The sequence below is a fragment of the Streptomyces sp. NPDC090442 genome, assembly GCF_044769405.1.
Lineage (GTDB): Bacteria > Actinomycetota > Actinomycetes > Streptomycetales > Streptomycetaceae > Streptomyces.
Genome location: NZ_JBIVXW010000010.1, coordinates 1 through 17802, shown reverse-complemented (window position 1 = coordinate 17802; position 17802 = coordinate 1). Strand labels below are relative to the sequence as shown.

Below are 17802 nucleotides of genomic sequence, written 5' to 3'. Positions count from 1 at the left end.
CCATGAACGACGAGAGTGGCGCGGGCGGGGACGTCCGGATGGCCGAGGCGATCAACGAGATCGAGGGCTTCCTGCTGTGGGAGGCGGAGCGGGAACGGGCCCGCACGCGGGCGGCGGAGTTCTGCGCCCGGCTGCCCTGGCTCACCACCGCCCAACGGGAGGACGTCGCCGCCCACTACTGCCGCGAGCAGCACGAGACCTCCCGCTCCTACCTGGAACGCGTCGCGGCCCGCAGCGCCACACTGCGGGCCGAATACGAGGCCGCCTACCGCACGTTGCGCCGCCGGATGGTGGTCGCGCTGCTCAGCATCGGCGTGCTGGAGGTGCTCGCCCTGGCGGTGTTCAGCCTCACCGGTAGCGCACCCGGAGTTCCTTGACCCCGTTGAGCCAGGCGGAGCGCAGCCGTCGCGGGTCGCCGGCCAGGGAGATCCCGGGCACGGCGTCCGCGAGGGCGTTGAAGATCAGGTCGATCTCCAGGACGGCGAGGGACTTGCCGAGGCAGAAGTGCGGTCCGCCGCCGCCGAAGCCCAGGTGCGGGTTGGGGTCGCGGGTGATGTCGAAGACCTCGGGGTGGTCGAAGACGTCCGGGTCGTGGTTGGCGGAGGAGTAGAAGATCCCCACCCGCTGGCCCTTCTTGATGTGCGCGCCGCCCAGTTCGGTGTCCTGGGTGGCGGTGCGCTGGAAGGAGACCACCGGGGTCGCCCAGCGCACGATCTCCTCGGCGGCGGTCGCCGGGCGCTCGCGCTTGTAGAGCTCCCACTGTTCGGGGTGGGTGAGGAAGGCGTGCATGCCGTGGGTGATGGCGTTGCGGGTGGTCTCGTTGCCGGCCACCGCCAGCAGCAGCACGAAGAACCCGAACTCGTCGGAGCCGAGGTTGCCCTCGTGCTCGGCGGCCACCAGCCGGCTGACGATGTCCTTGGCCGGACACTCCTTGCGGGCCGCGGCGAGGTTCATCGCGTACCCGATCAGCTCCATCGCCGCGTTGGCGCCGACCTCCTCGGTGATGGCCAACTCCGGGTCGTCGTAGCCGATCATCTTGTTCGACCAGTCGAAGATCCGGGCCCGGTCCTCCTGCGGGATGCCGATGAGCTCGGCGATCGCCTGGAGGGGGAGTTCGCAGGCGACGTCGGTGACGAAGTTGCCGGTCTCCTTGTGCCGGGCCTCCCCGACGATGTGCTCGGCCCGCCGGCGGAGGGCGTCTGCAAGGGCGCGGACGGCCCGCGGGGTGAAGCCGCGCTGCACGATCTGCCGGACCCGGGTGTGCTCGGGCGGGTCCATGTTCAGCATGATCAGCTTCTGGACCTCGATCTGGTCGCGGGAGATGCCCTGGTTGAAGCGGATGATCGAGGTGTTGAGACGGGCCGAGAAGACCTCCGGCGCGGTGGAGACCTCCTTGACGTCCTGGTGGCGGGTGACGACCCAGTAGCCGTCGTCGTCGAAGCCGGCGACGCCGTGCGGTTGGGCGTTCCACCACACCGGCGCGGTCCGGCGCAGCCGTGCGAACTCCGGGAGCGGGACCCGGGACTGGTAGACGTCGGGGTCCGTGAAGTCGAACCCATCGGGCAGCGCGGGGCAGTGCATCGGCGACTCCTGGTCCAACGACGGCTTGGCGCCCTGACGGCACCGTCACCGACAGGTCTCTGACGATCCATCAGATGCGGTTCGCGGTGAAGGTAATGACGTGTTCCACAAGTGGCAAGGGTCACGGCAACGCCTCTTGCGCACAAGGGCGCTGCAGCCCTCTTGCGCCGCACCGGGCGGCTCACGAGACTGTTCGCAGAACTAGAACGCGTACTAGTTCTTCCCTCCGTGGCCGCCCCGACGGCCGCGGACGCGAGGAGAGGACGAGTTGAGTCATGGCCGCCGAACCCGTCATCGTCGAAGCCGTACGCACCCCCATCGGCAAGCGCCAGGGCGCGCTCGCCAACCTCCACCCCGCCTACCTCCTGGGCGAGACGTACCGCGAACTCCTCGCCCGCACCGGCCTCCAGCCCGACTGCGTCGAGCAGATCGTCGGCGGCACCGTCACCCACGCCGGCGAACAGTCCATGAACCCCGCCCGCAACGCCTGGCTCACCATGGGCCTGCCCTACGAGACCGCGGCCACCACCGTCGACTGCCAGTGCGGCTCCTCCCAGCAGGCCAACCACATGGTCGCCAACATGATCGCCGGCGGCGTCATCGACATCGGCATCGGCTGCGGCGTCGAGGCGATGTCCCGCGTCCCCCTCGGCAGCGGCTCCAAGCACGGCCCCGGCAAACCCTGGCCCGAGGAGTGGAACGTCGACCTGCCCAACCAGTTCGAGGCCGCCGAACGCATCGCCCGCCACCGCGGCCTCACCCGCGAGAACGTCGACGCCCTCGGCCTGCTCTCCCAGGAACGCGCCGCCACCGCCTGGGCCGAGGAACGCTTCAAGCGCGAGACCTTCGCCGTCCAGGTCCCCACCACCGAGGACGAACAGGCCGCCGGGCACGGCATGTGGCGCCTCGTCGACCGCGACGAGGGACTCCGCGACACCAGCATGGCGGCCCTCGCCGGCCTCAAGCCCGTCATGCCCACCGCCGTCCACACCGCCGGCAACTCCTCCCAGATCTCCGACGGCGCCGCCGCGCTGCTGTGGGCCTCCAAGAAGATGGCCCGCGCCCTCCGCCTCACCCCGCGCGCCCGCATCGTCGCCCAGGCCCTCGTCGGCGCCGACCCCCACTACCACCTCGACGGGCCGATCGACGCCACCCGCGCCGTCCTCGGCAAGGCCGGCATGTCCCTGAAGGACATCGACCTCGTCGAGATCAACGAGGCGTTCGCCTCCGTCGTCCTCTCCTGGGCCCAGGTCTTCGACCAGGACCTCACCAAGGTCAACGTCAACGGCGGCGCCATCGCCCTCGGCCACCCCGTCGGCGCCACCGGCGCCCGCCTGCTCACCACCGCCCTGCACGAACTGGAGCGCCGCGACAAGGAGTTCGCCCTGATCACCATGTGCGCCGGCGGCGCACTGGCCACCGCGACGATCATCCAGCGCCTGTAGCGCGCCCGTCCTGCGCCGGCCGCTCCACCGGGCCCGACGCCGCCGGTTCCCCCGACTCCGCCGACGACCCGCCCGACGCGTCCGACGGCCCCGCGAACGCCACCGGCGCCTCGAACGCCGCCCGGCGGGTGGCCCGGCGCAACGCCCGGAGCACCGTCCCCCCGAGCGTCAGCGTGCACACCACCGTCACCACCGCCCGCGGCAGGTCCCACCCCAACGACGTCGCCAGGCAATACGCCAGGAACCGCGGCAGGTTGGCCGACAGCGGATCACCCGGCACGAACGAGACCCCCGACGCCAACCCGCCGATGTACGGCCACCCCTGGAGGTTCATCACCGTCCCGTAGGCCACCGACGCCACCGCCCCGTACCCCGCCAACATCACCAACTCCCGCCGCCCGTGCCACCGCCCGGAACCCGGCAGCAACCCCGCCCCCATCGCCACCCACCCCATCGACAACATCTGGAACGGCATCCACGGGCCCACCCCACCCGTCAACAACGCCGAGGCGAACATCGCCACCGACCCCAGCACAAAACCGAACCCCGGCCCCAACACCCGCCCCGACAGCACCATGAGGAAGAACATCGGCTCGATCCCCGCCGTGCCCGCACCCAACGGCCGCAACGCCGCCCCCGCCGCCGCCAACACCCCCAACATCGCGATCGCCTTCGCATCCAGCCCCGGCGTGCCCCCGGCCGCCCCCGAAGAACCGTCCGCGATCGTCGCCACCACCACCGCCAACAACAACGGCAACAACGCGGCGAACAACCACGGCGCATCCTGCGAATGCGCCAACCCCGACCCGGAACCGGCCAACAACGGCCACCCGAAGGCCACCACCCCGATCGCCGACACCAGACACAGCGCCACCACCGACCGCGGCCCGAGCCGAACCGCCCGCACCCGCCCCACCGGCGCCCTCACGCCGACGCCCCCGCCAACGCACGCGCCACCTGCGACACCGTCAACCACGGCAACGGCGACAACACCTTCGCCACCTGCGGCGCGAACGCCGGCGACGAGACCACCACGTCCTCCGTGGGACCGTCCGCGACCACCTCGCCCTCCGCCAGGATCACCACACGGTGCGCCAACTCCGCCGCCAACTCCACGTCGTGCGTCGCCAACACACACGCCTGCCCCTCGGCGGCCAACCCCCGCAGCACCTCCACCAACCGGGCCTTGGCCGCGTAGTCCAGCCCCCGGGTCGGCTCGTCCAACAACAGCAGCGGCGGCCGCGCGGCCAGCACCACCGCCAGCGCCAACGCCAACCGCTGCCCCTCCGACAGATCCCGCGGATGCGCCGACGCCCGCACCCCCGGCAACAGGTGGGCCACCAACTCCGCACACCGCCCCTCGGGCGCCCCGGCATCCCGGTCCGCGGCCGCACACTCCGCCGCCACCGTGTCCGCCGACAACAGGTCCCGCGGCTCCTGCGGCACCAGCCCCACCCGACGCACCAGATCCCGCGGCCGCGTACGGTGCGGCACCGCACCGCCCACCCGCACCGACCCCGACGCCGGCTGGTGCATCCCCACCAGCGTCCGCAACAACGTCGACTTGCCCGCCCCGTTGCGCCCCATCAACGCGACCGTCTCACCCGGCCGCACCGACAGCCCGACCCCCTCCAACACCGGCACCCGCCCCCGACGGACAGCCAACCCCTCGACCACCGCGACCGGCTCCGCGCCCGCCGCCGGCCGCCCCACCGCACCCGCCGACGGCGCCGCCGCCCCCGACAGCCGCTCCCGCAGCCCGGCCGCCTTCCGCCGCGCGTCCCGCACCGACAGCGGCAACGGCGACCAGCCCGCCAACCGCCCCAACTCGACCACCGGCGGCCGCACCGGCGACGCCGCCAACACCCCGGCCGGATCGCCCATCACCGGAGCCGCACCCGGCCCCGGCAGCAGGATCACCTGGTCCGCGTACTGCACCACCCGCTCCAACCGGTGCTCCGCCATCAGCACCGTCGTCCCCAGATCGTGGACCAGCCGCTGCAACACGGCCAGCACCTCCTCCGCGGCCCCCGGGTCCAACGCCGACGTCGGCTCGTCCAACACCAGCACCTTGGGATGCGCCGTCAGCACCGAACCGATCGCCACCCGCTGCATCTGCCCGCCCGACAGCGTGCCGATCGCCCGGTCCCGCAACTCCGCCAGACCCAGCAGGTCCAGCGTCTCCTCGACCCGGCGCCGCATCACCTCCGGCGCCAACCCCAACGACTCCATGCCGTACGCCAGCTCGTCCTCGACGGTGTCGGTCACGAAGTGCGCCAACGGGTCCTGGCCCACCGTCCCCACCACATCGGCCAACTCCCGCGGCGGATGGGTACGGGTGTCCCGCCCGTCCACCGTCACCCGGCCGTGCAACGTACCGCCGGTGAAGTGCGGCACCAGCCCGCACACGGCGTTCAACAGGGTCGACTTGCCGACCCCCGACGGCCCGACGAGGAGGCACAACTCCCCCTCCGGCACGGTCAGATCCACCCCCTGGACGGCCGGCTCGGCGGCCTCCCCATAGGTGACCGAGACCTGCTCGAAGCGGATCACTGCACGGCTCCTTCAACAACTTCCGGCAACTTCGGACTTCCGGCGACTTCAGCCACGGCATCCACGGCATCCACGGCATCCACGGCATCCACGGAATCAACGGATCGGATCGGGGTCGGCCTCGCGGCGAGAGGCCGGGCGGACGTCCGACGCGCCCCCACCGGCGCGCGCCCCGGACACCAGCGGCGCCGGCGCCGCCACCGCGGGTACCAACCCCACCAACAACGACAACGCCGGCCACAGCGGCAACGCCGGCGCCGTCAACGGCACCGCCGGCGGATGCAGCGCCCCCGGCGCATAGCCGTTCGCCGCGATCATCAACGCCGCCACCGCCACCCCCGACCCCGACACCAACCAGGCCCGCACACCCCACCGTTCGGGCCGGTACCGGGTCCGCACCGACCGGCGGCCGCCCAACCACAACCCCGCCAACGCCGCCGCCAGGCCGGCCGCCAACAACGGCAACCCGTAGCCGCCCCCGGCATCCCCCAACAACCCGTACGCCCCCGCACACACCCCGAGCAGCCCGCCCAGCGTCAACACCGCCGTCAGTCGCCGCACCGCCCGCGGCACCTGCGCGCTCCGGCCGTAACCCCGCGCGTCCATGGCCGCGGCCAACGCCACCGACCGCTCCAACGCGCCCTCCAACACCGGCACCCCCACCTGCAACAACGCCTTCGCCCCACGGTCCGGCCGCCCCCGCAACCGCCGCGCGGCGCGCAGCCGTTGCACGTCCGCCACCAGATTCGGCGCGAACGTCATCGCGACCACCACCGCCACCCCCGCCTCATACAGCGCACCGGGCAACGACTTGAGCAACCGCGCCGGGTTCGCCAACGCATTGGCCGCCCCCACACAGATCAACAACGCGGCCAGCTTCAACCCGTCGTACAGCGCGAAGACCATCCCCTCCGCGGTCACCCGGCCACCGACCCGCACCCCCTTCGCCCAATCCGGGAGCGGGAGTTCGGGCAACGTCACCAGGGTGTGGGTACCCGGGATCGGCGAACCCAGCACGAACGCGAACACCAACCGGATGCCCAACACCACCAGCGCCAGCTTCACGAACGCCCCGTACGAACGCGCCCACGGCGCATCCGTCCGCCGCACCGCCACCACATAACCGGCCACCCCCACCAGCAGCCCCAGCAGCAACGGATTGGTGGTCCGCGACGCGGCCGTCGCCAACCCCAGCGCCCACACCCACCAGGCGCCGGCGTGCAGGGCGGTACTGCGGGTGGCCCGCGGGGCGCTCATCCGCGCCGCCGGCGCGCCTGCCACACACCGGCCGCGCCCAACACCACCACGGCACCGATCCCGCCGACCAGCCCCGCCGACGGACCCCCGTCGTCGTCCTTGCCGTCCTCGCCGCCGGCACCGGGCTTCGCCGTCGAACCCGTCCCACCGTCGCCGGCCACCTGCTCCGCACACCCCGACCGCGGATACCCCGCGATCGCGCACAGCAGCGCACTGGCGTCGTACCGCAACGGCTTGGCCACCGCGGCCAGCGCCTCACCGGCCGGGGCGTCCGCCGGCACCTGCGCACAGCCCGACCGCTGCGCCGGCGGACGCTCGCCCGACGGCGCATCCGCCGCCGTGCCGAAGTCGACCACCACACCGACCCGCTTGGACCCGGCGCGGGCCGGCGTCCGGTCGCACAGCGCGGCGAAGTCCGGGGCGGTGCGCGGAGTGGCCGCCTTCGCGGAGTCCGCGCTCACGGCGAAACGGAACCCCACGACGGCCCCGTCGGCCGGCCGCGCGGTCCCGGGCCCCTCCGTGGCATACACCCACGAAGCGCCCTTACCGTCCCAGAACGACCAGTACCGGTACTGCTGCCCCTGCGCCTGCGCGGGCCCGGCGCCCAGACCGGCCACCGCCCCCGCCAGCAACAGCGCCCCGGCGGTCCGCCGCGCCCGCATCACAGCCCGGTCTTGGACTTGTTGCGGCCGCTGATCAGGAAGCCGACGCCGGCACCGACGGCCAGCCCGACGCCGATCACCCACCACACCCCGATGCCGCCGCGGTCGCCCTTGGCGTCCTTCGCGTCCTTGTCCGCGGCCGGCGACGCGGCACCGCTGCCGGCCGGCTCGGGCCCGGTGGCGTTCAGCGCGGACACCAGGTCGGTGCCGCCGAACGACCGCGGGTCGGCGCCGGCGGCGTGCGCCGCGAAGATCAACTGGGCATAGGCGGCCGGACCGCCCTGCTTCGCCCAGCCCGCCGCGTTCTTCTCCAGCCACCCGAGCGGCTTCTGCGCGGCCGCGCCGTGCGCACCGGCCGCCAACGCCACCACCGCATCGGCGGTGTTGCCCACATCGGGCTGCTGCTCGGCACCCGGCATCGCCGACTTCAGATGCTGCCCCCCGGCGTCCAACTGCCCGACCAGCCACCCGGCGCCCCCGTCCGCGACCGCGCCGCGGGCCTGTGCGTCGCTCCCCGACGGACCGTCCTTCGCACAGTCCAACGACTTCACCGGCCGGTCCGCGTCCTTCGCCGCCGGCGCCACCACGAAGCCCCTGCCCAGCGCCCCGGTGACCGCGGCCGCCGTCGCATCGGCGTTCGGCGCCGCGTTCTTCAACTGGAAGGTGAACGCCCCGCGCTCCCCGTCCTTCGCCGCACACCCCAGCCGGAACCCCAGCAACGCGTCGTACGGCGACTTGCCGCCCTTCGCCGTCACCGACTCCGGCTTCTCACCCGCCGTGGCGAGCGCCCCGATCACCACGGCCGTCGAGTTGGCGTCGCTCACCTCGCCACCCTGCCCACCGGGCATCGAGCTCCAGCCGCCGTCCTCGTGCTGCACGGACTTCAGCCACCGCACGGCCTTCTGCACCGCGTCCCCGTGCCCACCGAGCGCCGTCAGCGCCTGCACTGCGGCCGCCGTCTGGTTGGTGTCCCGCATCGTGCCGGCGTCGCACCCCTTGCCGGGGTCGGCCCGGAACGCGGCGAACGCCCCGTCCGCACACTGCTGCCCCGCCAGCCAGTCCACCCCGGACCCCGCCGGCCGCACCCCCACCGTGTGCTGCGCCAGCAACGCCAGCGACTGCCGCCACACCCCGTCGTACTGCGGGTCCTTGCTCCCGTACAGCCCCTTCGGCAACTGCTGCTTCGGCTTCTGCCCGTCCGTCGACTCGTCGGCGAACGCGGCCGGGGCCGCGGCACCGGCCAGCACGGCGGCGGCCGCCACGGCGGCCAACGCCGTAGCGGCGCGGCGCGCCCGGGGGGCGGCGGGATGCGACTGCGGCGCGGGGGCCTGGGGAGCCATGGGGGCCATCGGGGGGTGCCTCTCGGATTCGGTCGGGGTCGCGGCGGGCTCACGAGACCGAGCCGCACTCGGGCGACCGCCCGCGCGCACCCCGGGGTGCGGCGCGGTGGCACCGGGCTCAGTTCCGTAAACCTCGACGGTGCCGCGCACCGGCCGTCCACGCGCGTGGCGGTTCCGGTGGCGGGAGCCTTGGTCGTGCCCGGCCGGGTGCTCCGACTCGTACGCCCGCACCGCCAGGCGCGGCCGTACTCACGGTTGCGGGTCAGTGCCGGATTTCCACCGGCTTCCCCCGATCGGGTACGGATGAAGTTGTCCCGCACACCTTAACGCTCCGGGGGCCGGCCCCTCACGCCGTTGCGGCACCTCGGCTCCCGGCCCAGGCCCCCCTCCCCCTCGCGCCTCGACCGAGGTGTCTGCAGCTTTGCGGCCCTCCAGCTCTGCTGTGTCCGCCCTGTTGCGCCCGGTCCTGGCGTCCGCCGCGCTCTGGCGTCCGCCTCGCTCGCCGCCGCCTCCTCCTTATTCCGGCAACGAACGCGGGGCGGTGGGGAGTTCCACGTTCCGTCACCGATTGTATTCGCGGAGTGAGGGGTGGTGGGGGTGTGTGGATGCAGGGGGATCGAAGGGGGCTGGAGGGGATCTAGAGGGCTATGTAGCGGAGGGGGTCCGAGCCCGGTAGCGGTTCCGCGTGGCCGCGTTTGATCAGGTGGCGGAGGTGGGCCTCCGCCTCGGAGACGGCGATGTTGCGGGAGCCGGGGGGTATCCGCTCCCAGGGGCGGTTCCACTGCATGGCCGCGGCGAGCTGCCAGGCCGTGAGCGGCTCGCGCAGCAGGGCGCGGAGGTCGGCGAGGCGTTCCTCGTGGTGCGCGATCAGCTCCCGGACGCGTCCCGCCGCGTCCGGGAAGGCGTGCTGGTGCGCCGGCAGCACCTCGGCCGGGGCGAGGCGGGCGACGCGTTCGAGGGAGTCGAGGTAGTCGCCGAGCGGATCGCCCCGGTCGAGCAGGTCGGACGGCACGTCGTCGGGGTCCTCGTACAGCCCGATGTGCGGGGTGATGCTCGGCAGGAGGTGGTCTCCGGAGAAGAGTCGCCCGAAGCCGGTCGGGGCGGCGGAGGCCGTGGGGGAGGAGTGCGCCGGGTGGGCCTCTTCCAGGTGGAGGCAGACGTGGCCCGGGGTGTGGCCCGGCGTCCAGATCGCCCGGACCCGGCGGCCGGGGAGGGCGAGGAGCGCGCCGGGCTCGATGTCCCGGTCGGGCAGTGCCGGTCGCGGTCCGGGCAGCCTCCGTTCGCGGCGCCGGGCGCGGGCGGCCCGCAGCGGCTCCATGTGCGCGTCCGGCGCCCCCGCCGCGGTGAGCTTGGCGACGAGGTAGTCGAGCCACTGCCCCGGTTGCGCCTCGCGGGTGCGGTGGACGACCGCGGCGTCCGCGGCGTGCATGGCGACCCACGCGCCGGAGGTCTCCCGCACCTTCGCGGACAGCCCGTGGTGGTCCGGATGGTGATGGGTGATCACCACGCCGTGCACGTCGGCGGGCGCGAAGCCGCAGGCGGCGATGCCGGCGGCGAGGGTGTCCCAGGAGTCGGGGTCGTCCCAGCCGGTGTCGATGAGCACCGGCCCGCGGTCGGTCTCCAGGAGGTGGACGAGGGTGTGGCCGAGGGGGTTGTCCGGGATGGGGACGGCGATGCTCCACACCCCGCCCCGGTGGTCGATCACCTGAGGTGCCATCGGTCCCGTCCCCTCCTGTGCCGTTGTCGTCGTCAACTATAACGAGAACGCGTTACAGAACTAGAACGCGTTCCAGAATGATCCGGAACGTCCGTGTCTCGGCGCGGAGTCGGGGGAGGCGGGCGGGTTGGGATTCGCGTCGGCGGCGTGGACTCCGGGACAGGGAACTGGTATCAGTTCTGGGAGCACTTTCTGATGAAGCGTCAGAAATGCAAAGGCGCCAGTGGGCGGTTCGGGCAACGGTCCCGCCAGCAGTCACTCAACGACCCCGGGGGCCGGCCGACCGCCCATGGCGTACGGAGTGTCACCAGACCGTCGAGACCGTCGGGAGGCGGCAGCGATGAGCGACCTCGTCGAGTACGGAAAGCTCTATATAGGCGGTGAGTTGGTCGATCCGGCCGGCCCGGACACGATCGAGGTCGTCTCGCCGCACACCGAACGCGTCATCGGCCGGGTGCCGCACGCGTCGCGCGCCGACGTGGACCGCGCGGTGGCGACGGCCCGGGCCTCCTTCGCGTCGGGGGTGTGGGCGAACGCGCCGCTGGACGAGCGGATCGCCGTGGTGACCCGGATCAAGGACGCGTTCGCCGCGCGCAGCGAGGAGTTCGCGCGGGTGATCGGCGCGCAGAACGGGACGCCGGTCACCTCGGGTGTCATGGTGCAGTCGCTGGCCGCGATGATGGTCTGGGACGCGGCGCTCACGGTGGCACGGGAGTTCACGTTCGAGGAGCGGCGGGCCGGGGCGCTCGGACCGCTGCTGGTGCGCCGGGAGCCGGTGGGGGTGGTCGCGGCCGTGGTGCCGTGGAACGTCCCGCAGTTCACCGCGGCGGCCAAGCTGGCACCGGCGCTGCTGGCCGGGTGCTCGGTGGTGCTGAAGGTCTCGCCGGAGACGCCGTTGGACGCGTATCTGCTGGCGGAGATCGTGACCGAAGCCGGGCTGCCGGACGGGGTGTTGTCGATCCTGCCGGCCGACCGGGAGGTGAGCGAGTACCTCGTCGGGCACCCGGGCGTGGACAAGGTGTCGTTCACCGGGTCGGTGGCGGCGGGCAGGCGGGTGATGGAGGTCGCGGCCCGCAACCTCAGCCGGGTGACGCTGGAGTTGGGCGGCAAGTCCGCGGCGGTGATCCTGCCGGACGCGGACCTGGACGCGGCGGTGGCCGGGATCGCGCCGTTCGCCTGGATGATCAACGGGCAGGCGTGCGTGGCGCAGACCCGGATCCTCGCCCCGCGCAGCCGTTACGACGAGATCGCCGAGCGGTTCGCCGCGGCGGCGGGGGCGCTGGTCGTCGGCGACCCGCTGGATCCGGCCACCGAGGTGGGCCCGCTGGTCGCCCGCCGGCAGCAGCAACGCTCGTTGGACTACATCGCGTTGGGGCAGCGGGAGGGCGCCAAGGTGCTGGCCGGCGGCGGGCGTCCGAAGGGGCGGTCGACGGGGTGGTACGTCGAGCCCACGCTCTTCGGCGGGGTCGACAACGGGATGCGGATCGCCCGGGAGGAGATCTTCGGCCCGGTGATCTGCCTGTTGCCGTACGGGGATGAGGAGGAGGCGGTGCGGATCGCCGACGACTCGGAGTACGGGCTGTCGGGGTCGGTGTGGACCGCGGACACCGAGCGCGGCATCGAGATCGCGCGGCGGGTGCGGACCGGGACGTACTCGGTGAACACCTTCAGCATCGACATGCTCGGGCCGTTCGGCGGCTACAAGAACTCCGGGATCGGGCGGGAGTTCGGGCCCGAGGGGTTCGCGGAATACCTGGAGCACAAGATGATCCACCTGCCGGCGGGTGCCTGATGGGCGAGCGCTGGCGGGTGGCGGTGGACCGGGGGGTGTGCATCGGGTCGGGGCTGTGCGCCGGGACCGCGCCGGAGCGGTTCCGGTTGGACGCGGCGCGGCAGTCGCACCCCGTCGAGCCGGAAACCGAGGCCGCCGAGAGCGTGTTGGCGGCGGCCGAGGGCTGCCCGGTGGAGGCCATCGCGATCACCGGGGCGGGGAGCGGGGAGGTGGTCTTCCCGCCGGAGGAGTGAGGGGCGGGGGTGGGGAGTGGGCCCGTAGGGGGCGGGGTGGGCGGACCCGTAGGGGTCGCGAGGGCCCCTTGCGGGCCAACTACCCGGTGGGGGCGGGAAGTTAACGGAGAACCGTCAGATCGATCAGGCGGCAGACGGTTTCGATGTCGATCTTCACCTGGGCGATCGAGGCGCGGCCGGAGAGCCAGGTGATCAGGGCGGAGTGCCAGGTGTGTTCGATGACGCGGACCGCGGAGAGCTGCTCGGGGGTGGGCGGGCCGTCCAGGCCGATGGCGTCGAGGATGATCGCGGTGGTCAGTCGGGAGACGGTGTCCACCTCGGGGCTGACGGACCGGTCGGCGAAGGTCAGCGCCCGCACCATCGCGTCGGCCAGGTGCGGTTCGCGTTGCAGGGCGCGGAAGGCCCGCATCAGCGTCTGGGCGACCCGGGCGCCGGGGTCCTCCTCCGACGGGGGGCGCTTGCGCAGCGTCTCGTGCAGGTGCTGGAGCTGGTCCTGCATGGTGGCGACGAGCAGGTGCACCTTGGACGGGAAGTAGCGGTAGAGGGTGCCGAGCGCGACGCCGGAGGATTCGGCCACCTCGCGCATCTGGACGGCGTCGAAGCCGCCGCGGCCGGCCAGTTTGGCGCTGGTGTGCAGGATGCGGCGGCGCCGGGCCTCCTGACGTTCGGTCAGGGGAGGACTCGCCGGAAGCGCCGGCCTGGCCGCCTTGGATTCCGTAGTCATGTGTCCCATTCCGTGGCTTTCCGTCCGCGATGCGGTGAGTGCCGGTGGTGCGATCGGCACAGCATGGCAGGGGCCGGGCCGTGGCGCGAATCACCCGGTGTGGCTCTTTCCGCTCCGTTCCCGCCCGGTAGATTCGCATACCGGTGAACTGATCAGTAGCTTTGCAGTTCTGAAACTTGTTCTAGATTACCGCCAGCGGTTACGCTCCGGCGAAAGTCCAGTGAGAAGGGGGCCGTGCGTGACCGCTGAGGCCGTCCAGGAAGCCGCGCCCCGCCCGGCGGAGACCCCCTCGGCCTCCGCTCCGACGGACCGTGAGCGTCCCCTGCGGATCGCGATGCTCACGTACAAGGGGAACCCGTTCTGCGGCGGTCAGGGCGTCTACGTCCGGCACCTCTCGCGCGAACTGGCCCGCCTCGGCCACACCGTCGAGGTCATCGGCGCCCAGCCGTACCCGGTCCTGGACGACGGGCCCCTCCTCGTCGAGGGCGGGCCGGGAGAGGAAGGCGCCTCCCGGACGGCGTCCGGCGGAGTGAGCCTGACCGAGCTGCCCAGCCTCGACCTCTACCGCCAGCCCGACCCGTTCCGCACGCCCGGGCGTGACGAGTTCCGCGACTGGATCGACGCCCTCGAAGTCGGCACGATGTGGACCGGCGGCTTCCCCGAACCGCTGACCTTCTCCCTGCGTGCCCGGCGCCATCTCGCCGCCCGCCGCGGCCAGTTCGACGTCGTCCACGACAACCAGACCCTCGGCTACGGCCTGCTCGGCGGCCCGGACGCGCTCGGCGCCCCCCTGGTCACCACCATCCACCACCCCATCACCGTCGACCGCCGGCTCGACCTGGCCGCCGCGCAGGACTGGAGGCGGCGCGCCTCGGTCCGCCGCTGGTACGGCTTCACCCGCATGCAGAAGCGGGTGGCCCGGCGGCTGCCGTCGGTGCTGACCGTCTCCGGCTCCTCCCGACAGGAGATCGTCGACGACCTCGGGGTCCGCCCCGACCGGATCCACGTCGTCCCCATCGGCGCCGACACCGACCTCTTCCGCCCCGACCCGACCGTCCCCGAGGTGCCCGGCCGGATCGTCACCACCTCCAGCGCCGACGTCCCCCTCAAGGGGCTAATCCACCTCGTCGAGGCGCTGGCCAAGGTCCGCACCGAGCACCCCGACGCGCACCTCGTCGTGGTCGGCAAGCGCGCCGACGGCGGGCCAGTCGCGGCCGCCATCGAACGGCTCGGCCTGTCCAGCGCCGTCGAGTTCGTCAAGGGCATCACCGACGCCGAACTCGTCGACCTGGTGCGCGGCGCCCAAGTCGCCTGCGTGCCCTCCCTCTACGAGGGCTTCTCGCTGCCCGCCGCCGAGGCGATGGCCACCGGCACCCCGCTGCTGGCCACCACCGGCGGCGCCATCCCCGAGGTCGCCGGGCCGGACGGCGAGACCTGCCTCGCGGTGCCGCCGGGCGACGCCGGGGCGCTCGCCAGCGGCCTGCTGCGGCTGTTGGGCGACGAGCCGCTGCGCCGCCGCCTGGGCGCGGCCGGCCGGGAGCGGGTGCTGGCCCGCTTCACCTGGCGGCAGGCCGCCATCGGCACCGCCGACCGCTACCGCGAGGCCATGGACCGCCAACGGGCCGGCGCCGCCCCCCGGTTCACCGGTCGCCGATGAACCGCGCCGCGCCGACCGCCCGCCGCCACCGCCGTACCTCTCCCCGCCCCTGACCGCCGGACGAAAGCGAACGCCGTGCTGACCGTCGACTTTTCCCGATTCCCGCTCGCCCCGGGCGACCGCGTCCTGGACCTGGGGTGCGGCGCGGGCCGGCACGCCTTCGAGTGCTACCGGCGGGGCGCGCAGGTCGTCGCCCTGGACCAGAACGGCGAGGAGATCCGCGAGGTCGCCAAGTGGTTCGCGGCGATGGAGGAGGCCGGTGAGGCCCCGGCGGGCGCCACCGCCACCGCCATGGAGGGCGACGCGCTGGCGCTGCCGTTCCCCGACGCCAGCTTCGACGTCGTGATCATCTCCGAGGTGATGGAGCACATCCCGGACGACAAGGGGGTACTCGCCGAGATGGTCCGGGTGCTGCGCCCCGGCGGCCGGATCGCGGTCACCGTGCCGCGCTACGGCCCGGAGAAGATCTGCTGGGCGCTCTCCGACGCCTACCACGAGGTCGAGGGCGGCCACATCCGCATCTACCGCGGCGACGAACTCCTCGACAAGATGCGCCAGGCCGGCCTCGAACCGTACGGGACGCACCACGCCCACGGACTGCACAGCCCCTACTGGTGGCTCAAGTGCGCCTTCGGCGTGGACAACGACGGTGCGCTGCCGGTGAAGGCGTACCACAAGCTGCTGGTCTGGGACATCATGAAGAAGCCGCTGGCCACCCGGCTCGCCGAGCAGGCCCTCAACCCCCTCATCGGCAAGAGCTTCGTCGCCTACGCCACCAAGCCGCACCTGCCCGAGGCGGCGGCCGAGCCCGAGCCCGAGGCGGCCGCGCGGCCCGCGGCGGAGCCCGCCGCCCGGCGCACCCGGTCCACCAAGCCCGCCGCCACCCGCGGGGCCGCCACGTGACGAGCCCCGGGCGCACCGAACGGCTCGTCCTGCCGGGGGTGCTCACCGCCGACCAGGCCGCCCGCACGGTCGCGGGCATCCTGGCGACCCAGCGCACGGACGGCGCCATCCCCTGGTTCCGCGGCCACCACCTCGACCCGTGGGACCACACCGAGGCCGCCATGGCGCTGGACGCGGCCGGCGAACACGAGCGAGCCGAGGCCGCCTACGACTGGCTGGTCCGGCACCAGAACCCCGACGGCTCCTGGTACGCCGCCTACGCCGACGGGGACGCCGGCGCCCCCACCGACCGCGGCCGGGAGACCAACTTCTGCGCCTACCTCGCGGTCGGCGTCTGGCACCACTTCCTCTCCACCGGCGACGAGACCTTCCTGGACCGGATGTGGCCGGCGGTCTACGCGTCGATCGAGTACGTGCTGGAACTCCAGCAGCCCGGTGGGGAGATCGGCTGGAAGCGCGAGGACGACGGCACGCCGGTCCGCGACGCGCTGCTGACCGGCTCGTCCTCCGTCTACCAGGCGCTGCGCTGCGCGCTGGCGCTGGCCGAGCAGCGCGAGGAGCCGCAGCCCGACTGGGAGTTGGCCCTCGGCCGGCTCGGCCACGCGATACGCCACCACCCCGAGCGGTTCCTCGACAAGTCCCGCTACTCCATGGACTGGTACTACCCGGTGCTGGGCGGCGCGGTGCGCGGCGCGGCGGCCCGGGCCCGGATCGACGCCGAGTGGGACCGCTTCGTCGTCCCCGGCCTCGGCGTGCGCTGTGTGTCGCCCAACCCCTGGGTCACCGGCGGCGAGAGCGCCGAACTGGCCCTGGCGCTCTGGGCGATGGGCGAGTCCGACCGGGCGGTGTCGATCCTCGGCTGGATCCAGCACCTGCGCGCCGAGAACGGCATGTACTGGACCGGCTACGTCTTCGAGGACGAGGCGATATGGCCACGGGAGCTGACCTCCTGGACGGCCGGATCACTGCTGTTGGCGGTCGCCGCCCTCGGCGGTGACGAGGCCACCACCTCGGTGTTCGGCGGCGAACGGCTGCCTTCCGGGCTGGCGCCCGACTGCTGCCGTTGACGGCGCCCCCGTAGCGCGCCCCGCGTGAGCCAGCGCGGGGCGCGGGATCCGGCCACCCCCGGTTGGCCGTTTACCGGTGGCGGCCCACCGACGGGCGGGTCAGGCTGCGGACGATGTTCCCCGCCGAGATGCCCGCCGGAGGCGTGCCGTGTCCGTTCCGCGTGCCGTGACCGATCCGCAGTCCCCCGCCCACCACCCCGCCCCGTCCCGCGACCGTGCGGCCCTCCGCCGGGCCGTCGTCGCCCTGCTGTTGGCCTGCACGCTGACCCTGGGCGCCGTCGCCTGCGGCGGCTCGAAGAAGGACGAGGGCGGCGCCAGCGGCTCGCCCAGCCCCAGCAGTTCCTTCGAGAAGCAGAAGTTCGCCAAGACCCGCTTCGTCACCAACGCGGGCCTGGCGGCCGGCGCCACCTACAAGTGGATCATCAAGCCGTACAAGGAAGGCGACTTCAAGAAGGGCGCCGACCACCGCAAGCGGACGCTGATCAAGGCCGGCCTCGCCGGCGTCTTCACCTACAACCGCCTCAAGGCCGCGGTCCGCAACGCCCAGGGCGACCCGACGCTCTCCAAGGCCCTCGCCCCGATCAACGGCGGCATCGACTCCCTCAAGGACCTCGGCACGAAGCTCCGCAAGGGCGAGGCCAGCCCCGACGACGTCGGCAAGTTCCAGAACGTCATCGGCAACGTCAAGGACGCGGGGAAGAAGAACGGGGCTACGGTGACCGACCAAGTGCCGAGCGCCTCGCAGCTCGGCGGGTAACTCCCACGTTGTCGGCTGGCGCCGGTTGGTTCCCACGTTGCCGTCTGTCCCGCCGTGCGGGTTGCTGTCTTTGCGCCCGGCGGCGCGGGGCCGGTCCGCTGCGCGGGGCGAGCC

General features: G+C 73.1%; 16 protein-coding genes and 1 riboswitch. Of the genes, 8 read left to right on the top strand and 8 right to left on the bottom strand.

What is annotated here, in order from left to right:
- The first annotated feature begins 2 nt into the window (after positions 1 to 2).
- Positions 3 to 377 carry a hypothetical protein gene (locus ACIQU6_RS09805; protein ID WP_403481117.1) on the top strand — a complete coding sequence of 125 codons (375 nt, stop codon included), beginning with the start codon at positions 3 to 5 and terminating at the stop codon, positions 375 to 377.
- Here ACIQU6_RS09805 and ACIQU6_RS09800 read toward each other — a convergent pair.
- Positions 349 to 1581, bottom strand: coding sequence for a cytochrome P450 (locus ACIQU6_RS09800; protein WP_403481116.1), 1233 nt, complete (start codon positions 1579 to 1581; stop codon positions 349 to 351). The two genes, ACIQU6_RS09805 and ACIQU6_RS09800, sit on opposite strands and share 29 nt — an antisense overlap.
- A gap of 275 nt (positions 1582 to 1856) precedes the next feature.
- Between ACIQU6_RS09800 and ACIQU6_RS09795 the strand changes: the two genes are divergently transcribed.
- Positions 1857 to 3026, top strand: a complete 1170-nt coding sequence (locus ACIQU6_RS09795) for a steroid 3-ketoacyl-CoA thiolase (protein WP_403481115.1) — start codon at positions 1857 to 1859, stop codon at positions 3024 to 3026.
- On the opposite strand, the gene ACIQU6_RS09790 is transcribed toward ACIQU6_RS09795, so the two are convergent.
- The 6 genes from ACIQU6_RS09790 to ACIQU6_RS09765 all read right to left on the bottom strand — a co-directional run bounded on the left by ACIQU6_RS09790 (position 3010) and on the right by ACIQU6_RS09765 (position 10555).
- Positions 3010 to 3954, bottom strand: coding sequence for an ECF transporter S component (locus ACIQU6_RS09790; RefSeq protein WP_403481114.1), 945 nt, complete (start codon positions 3952 to 3954; stop codon positions 3010 to 3012). The two genes, ACIQU6_RS09795 and ACIQU6_RS09790, sit on opposite strands and share 17 nt — an antisense overlap.
- Positions 3951 to 5579 carry an ABC transporter ATP-binding protein gene (locus ACIQU6_RS09785; protein ID WP_403481113.1) on the bottom strand — a complete coding sequence of 543 codons (1629 nt, stop codon included), beginning with the start codon at positions 5577 to 5579 and terminating at the stop codon, positions 3951 to 3953. The genes ACIQU6_RS09790 and ACIQU6_RS09785 overlap by 4 nt, the downstream gene beginning before the upstream one ends.
- 96 nt (positions 5580 to 5675) lie before the next feature.
- A complete protein-coding gene (locus ACIQU6_RS09780) occupies positions 5676 to 6836 on the bottom strand; it encodes a CbiQ family ECF transporter T component (protein WP_403481112.1) in 1161 nt (386 codons plus the stop codon).
- Complete coding sequence (locus tag ACIQU6_RS09775) at positions 6833 to 7498, bottom strand: SCO2322 family protein (RefSeq protein ID WP_403481111.1); 666 nt, start codon at positions 7496 to 7498, stop codon at positions 6833 to 6835. The genes ACIQU6_RS09780 and ACIQU6_RS09775 overlap by 4 nt, the downstream gene beginning before the upstream one ends.
- Positions 7498 to 8847 carry a prenyltransferase/squalene oxidase repeat-containing protein gene (locus tag ACIQU6_RS09770; RefSeq protein ID WP_403481110.1) on the bottom strand — a complete coding sequence of 450 codons (1350 nt, stop codon included), beginning with the start codon at positions 8845 to 8847 and terminating at the stop codon, positions 7498 to 7500. Before ACIQU6_RS09770 ends, ACIQU6_RS09775 begins: the two co-directional genes overlap by 1 nt.
- 196 nt (positions 8848 to 9043) lie before the next feature.
- Positions 9044 to 9128, bottom strand: a riboswitch (cobalamin riboswitch).
- Positions 9129 to 9475: 347 nt separating this feature from the next.
- Positions 9476 to 10555, bottom strand: a complete 1080-nt coding sequence (locus ACIQU6_RS09765) for an MBL fold metallo-hydrolase (protein ID WP_403481109.1) — start codon at positions 10553 to 10555, stop codon at positions 9476 to 9478.
- A 340-nt stretch (positions 10556 to 10895) separates the two neighbouring features.
- Between ACIQU6_RS09765 and ACIQU6_RS09760 the strand changes: the two genes are divergently transcribed.
- Both ACIQU6_RS09760 and ACIQU6_RS09755 read left to right on the top strand, forming a co-directional pair.
- Positions 10896 to 12347, top strand: a complete 1452-nt coding sequence (locus ACIQU6_RS09760) for an aldehyde dehydrogenase (RefSeq protein ID WP_403481108.1) — start codon at positions 10896 to 10898, stop codon at positions 12345 to 12347.
- Positions 12347 to 12580 carry a ferredoxin gene (locus ACIQU6_RS09755; RefSeq protein WP_403481107.1) on the top strand — a complete coding sequence of 78 codons (234 nt, stop codon included), beginning with the start codon at positions 12347 to 12349 and terminating at the stop codon, positions 12578 to 12580. Before ACIQU6_RS09760 ends, ACIQU6_RS09755 begins: the two co-directional genes overlap by 1 nt.
- A gap of 100 nt (positions 12581 to 12680) precedes the next feature.
- Here ACIQU6_RS09755 and ACIQU6_RS09750 read toward each other — a convergent pair whose 3' ends face one another.
- Positions 12681 to 13304 carry a TetR family transcriptional regulator gene (locus ACIQU6_RS09750; RefSeq protein WP_403481106.1) on the bottom strand — a complete coding sequence of 208 codons (624 nt, stop codon included), beginning with the start codon at positions 13302 to 13304 and terminating at the stop codon, positions 12681 to 12683.
- Between the two features lie 238 nt (positions 13305 to 13542).
- Here ACIQU6_RS09750 and ACIQU6_RS09745 point away from each other — a divergent pair, with 238 nt between their 5' ends.
- The 4 genes from ACIQU6_RS09745 (at position 13543) to ACIQU6_RS09730 (ending at position 17688) form a co-directional block, all read left to right on the top strand.
- Positions 13543 to 14961: a glycosyltransferase family 4 protein gene (locus tag ACIQU6_RS09745; RefSeq protein WP_403481105.1), complete on the top strand. Its 1419-nt coding sequence runs from the start codon at positions 13543 to 13545 to the stop codon at positions 14959 to 14961.
- Positions 14962 to 15036: 75 nt separating this feature from the next.
- Positions 15037 to 15864 carry a class I SAM-dependent methyltransferase gene (locus ACIQU6_RS09740; RefSeq protein ID WP_403481104.1) on the top strand — a complete coding sequence of 276 codons (828 nt, stop codon included), beginning with the start codon at positions 15037 to 15039 and terminating at the stop codon, positions 15862 to 15864.
- Positions 15861 to 16931 carry a prenyltransferase gene (locus tag ACIQU6_RS09735; RefSeq protein ID WP_403481103.1) on the top strand — a complete coding sequence of 357 codons (1071 nt, stop codon included), beginning with the start codon at positions 15861 to 15863 and terminating at the stop codon, positions 16929 to 16931. The genes ACIQU6_RS09740 and ACIQU6_RS09735 overlap by 4 nt, the downstream gene beginning before the upstream one ends.
- Positions 16932 to 17097: 166 nt before the next feature.
- A complete protein-coding gene (locus ACIQU6_RS09730) occupies positions 17098 to 17688 on the top strand; it encodes a hypothetical protein (protein ID WP_403481233.1) in 591 nt (196 codons plus the stop codon).
- Positions 17689 to 17802: the final 114 nt, after the last annotated feature.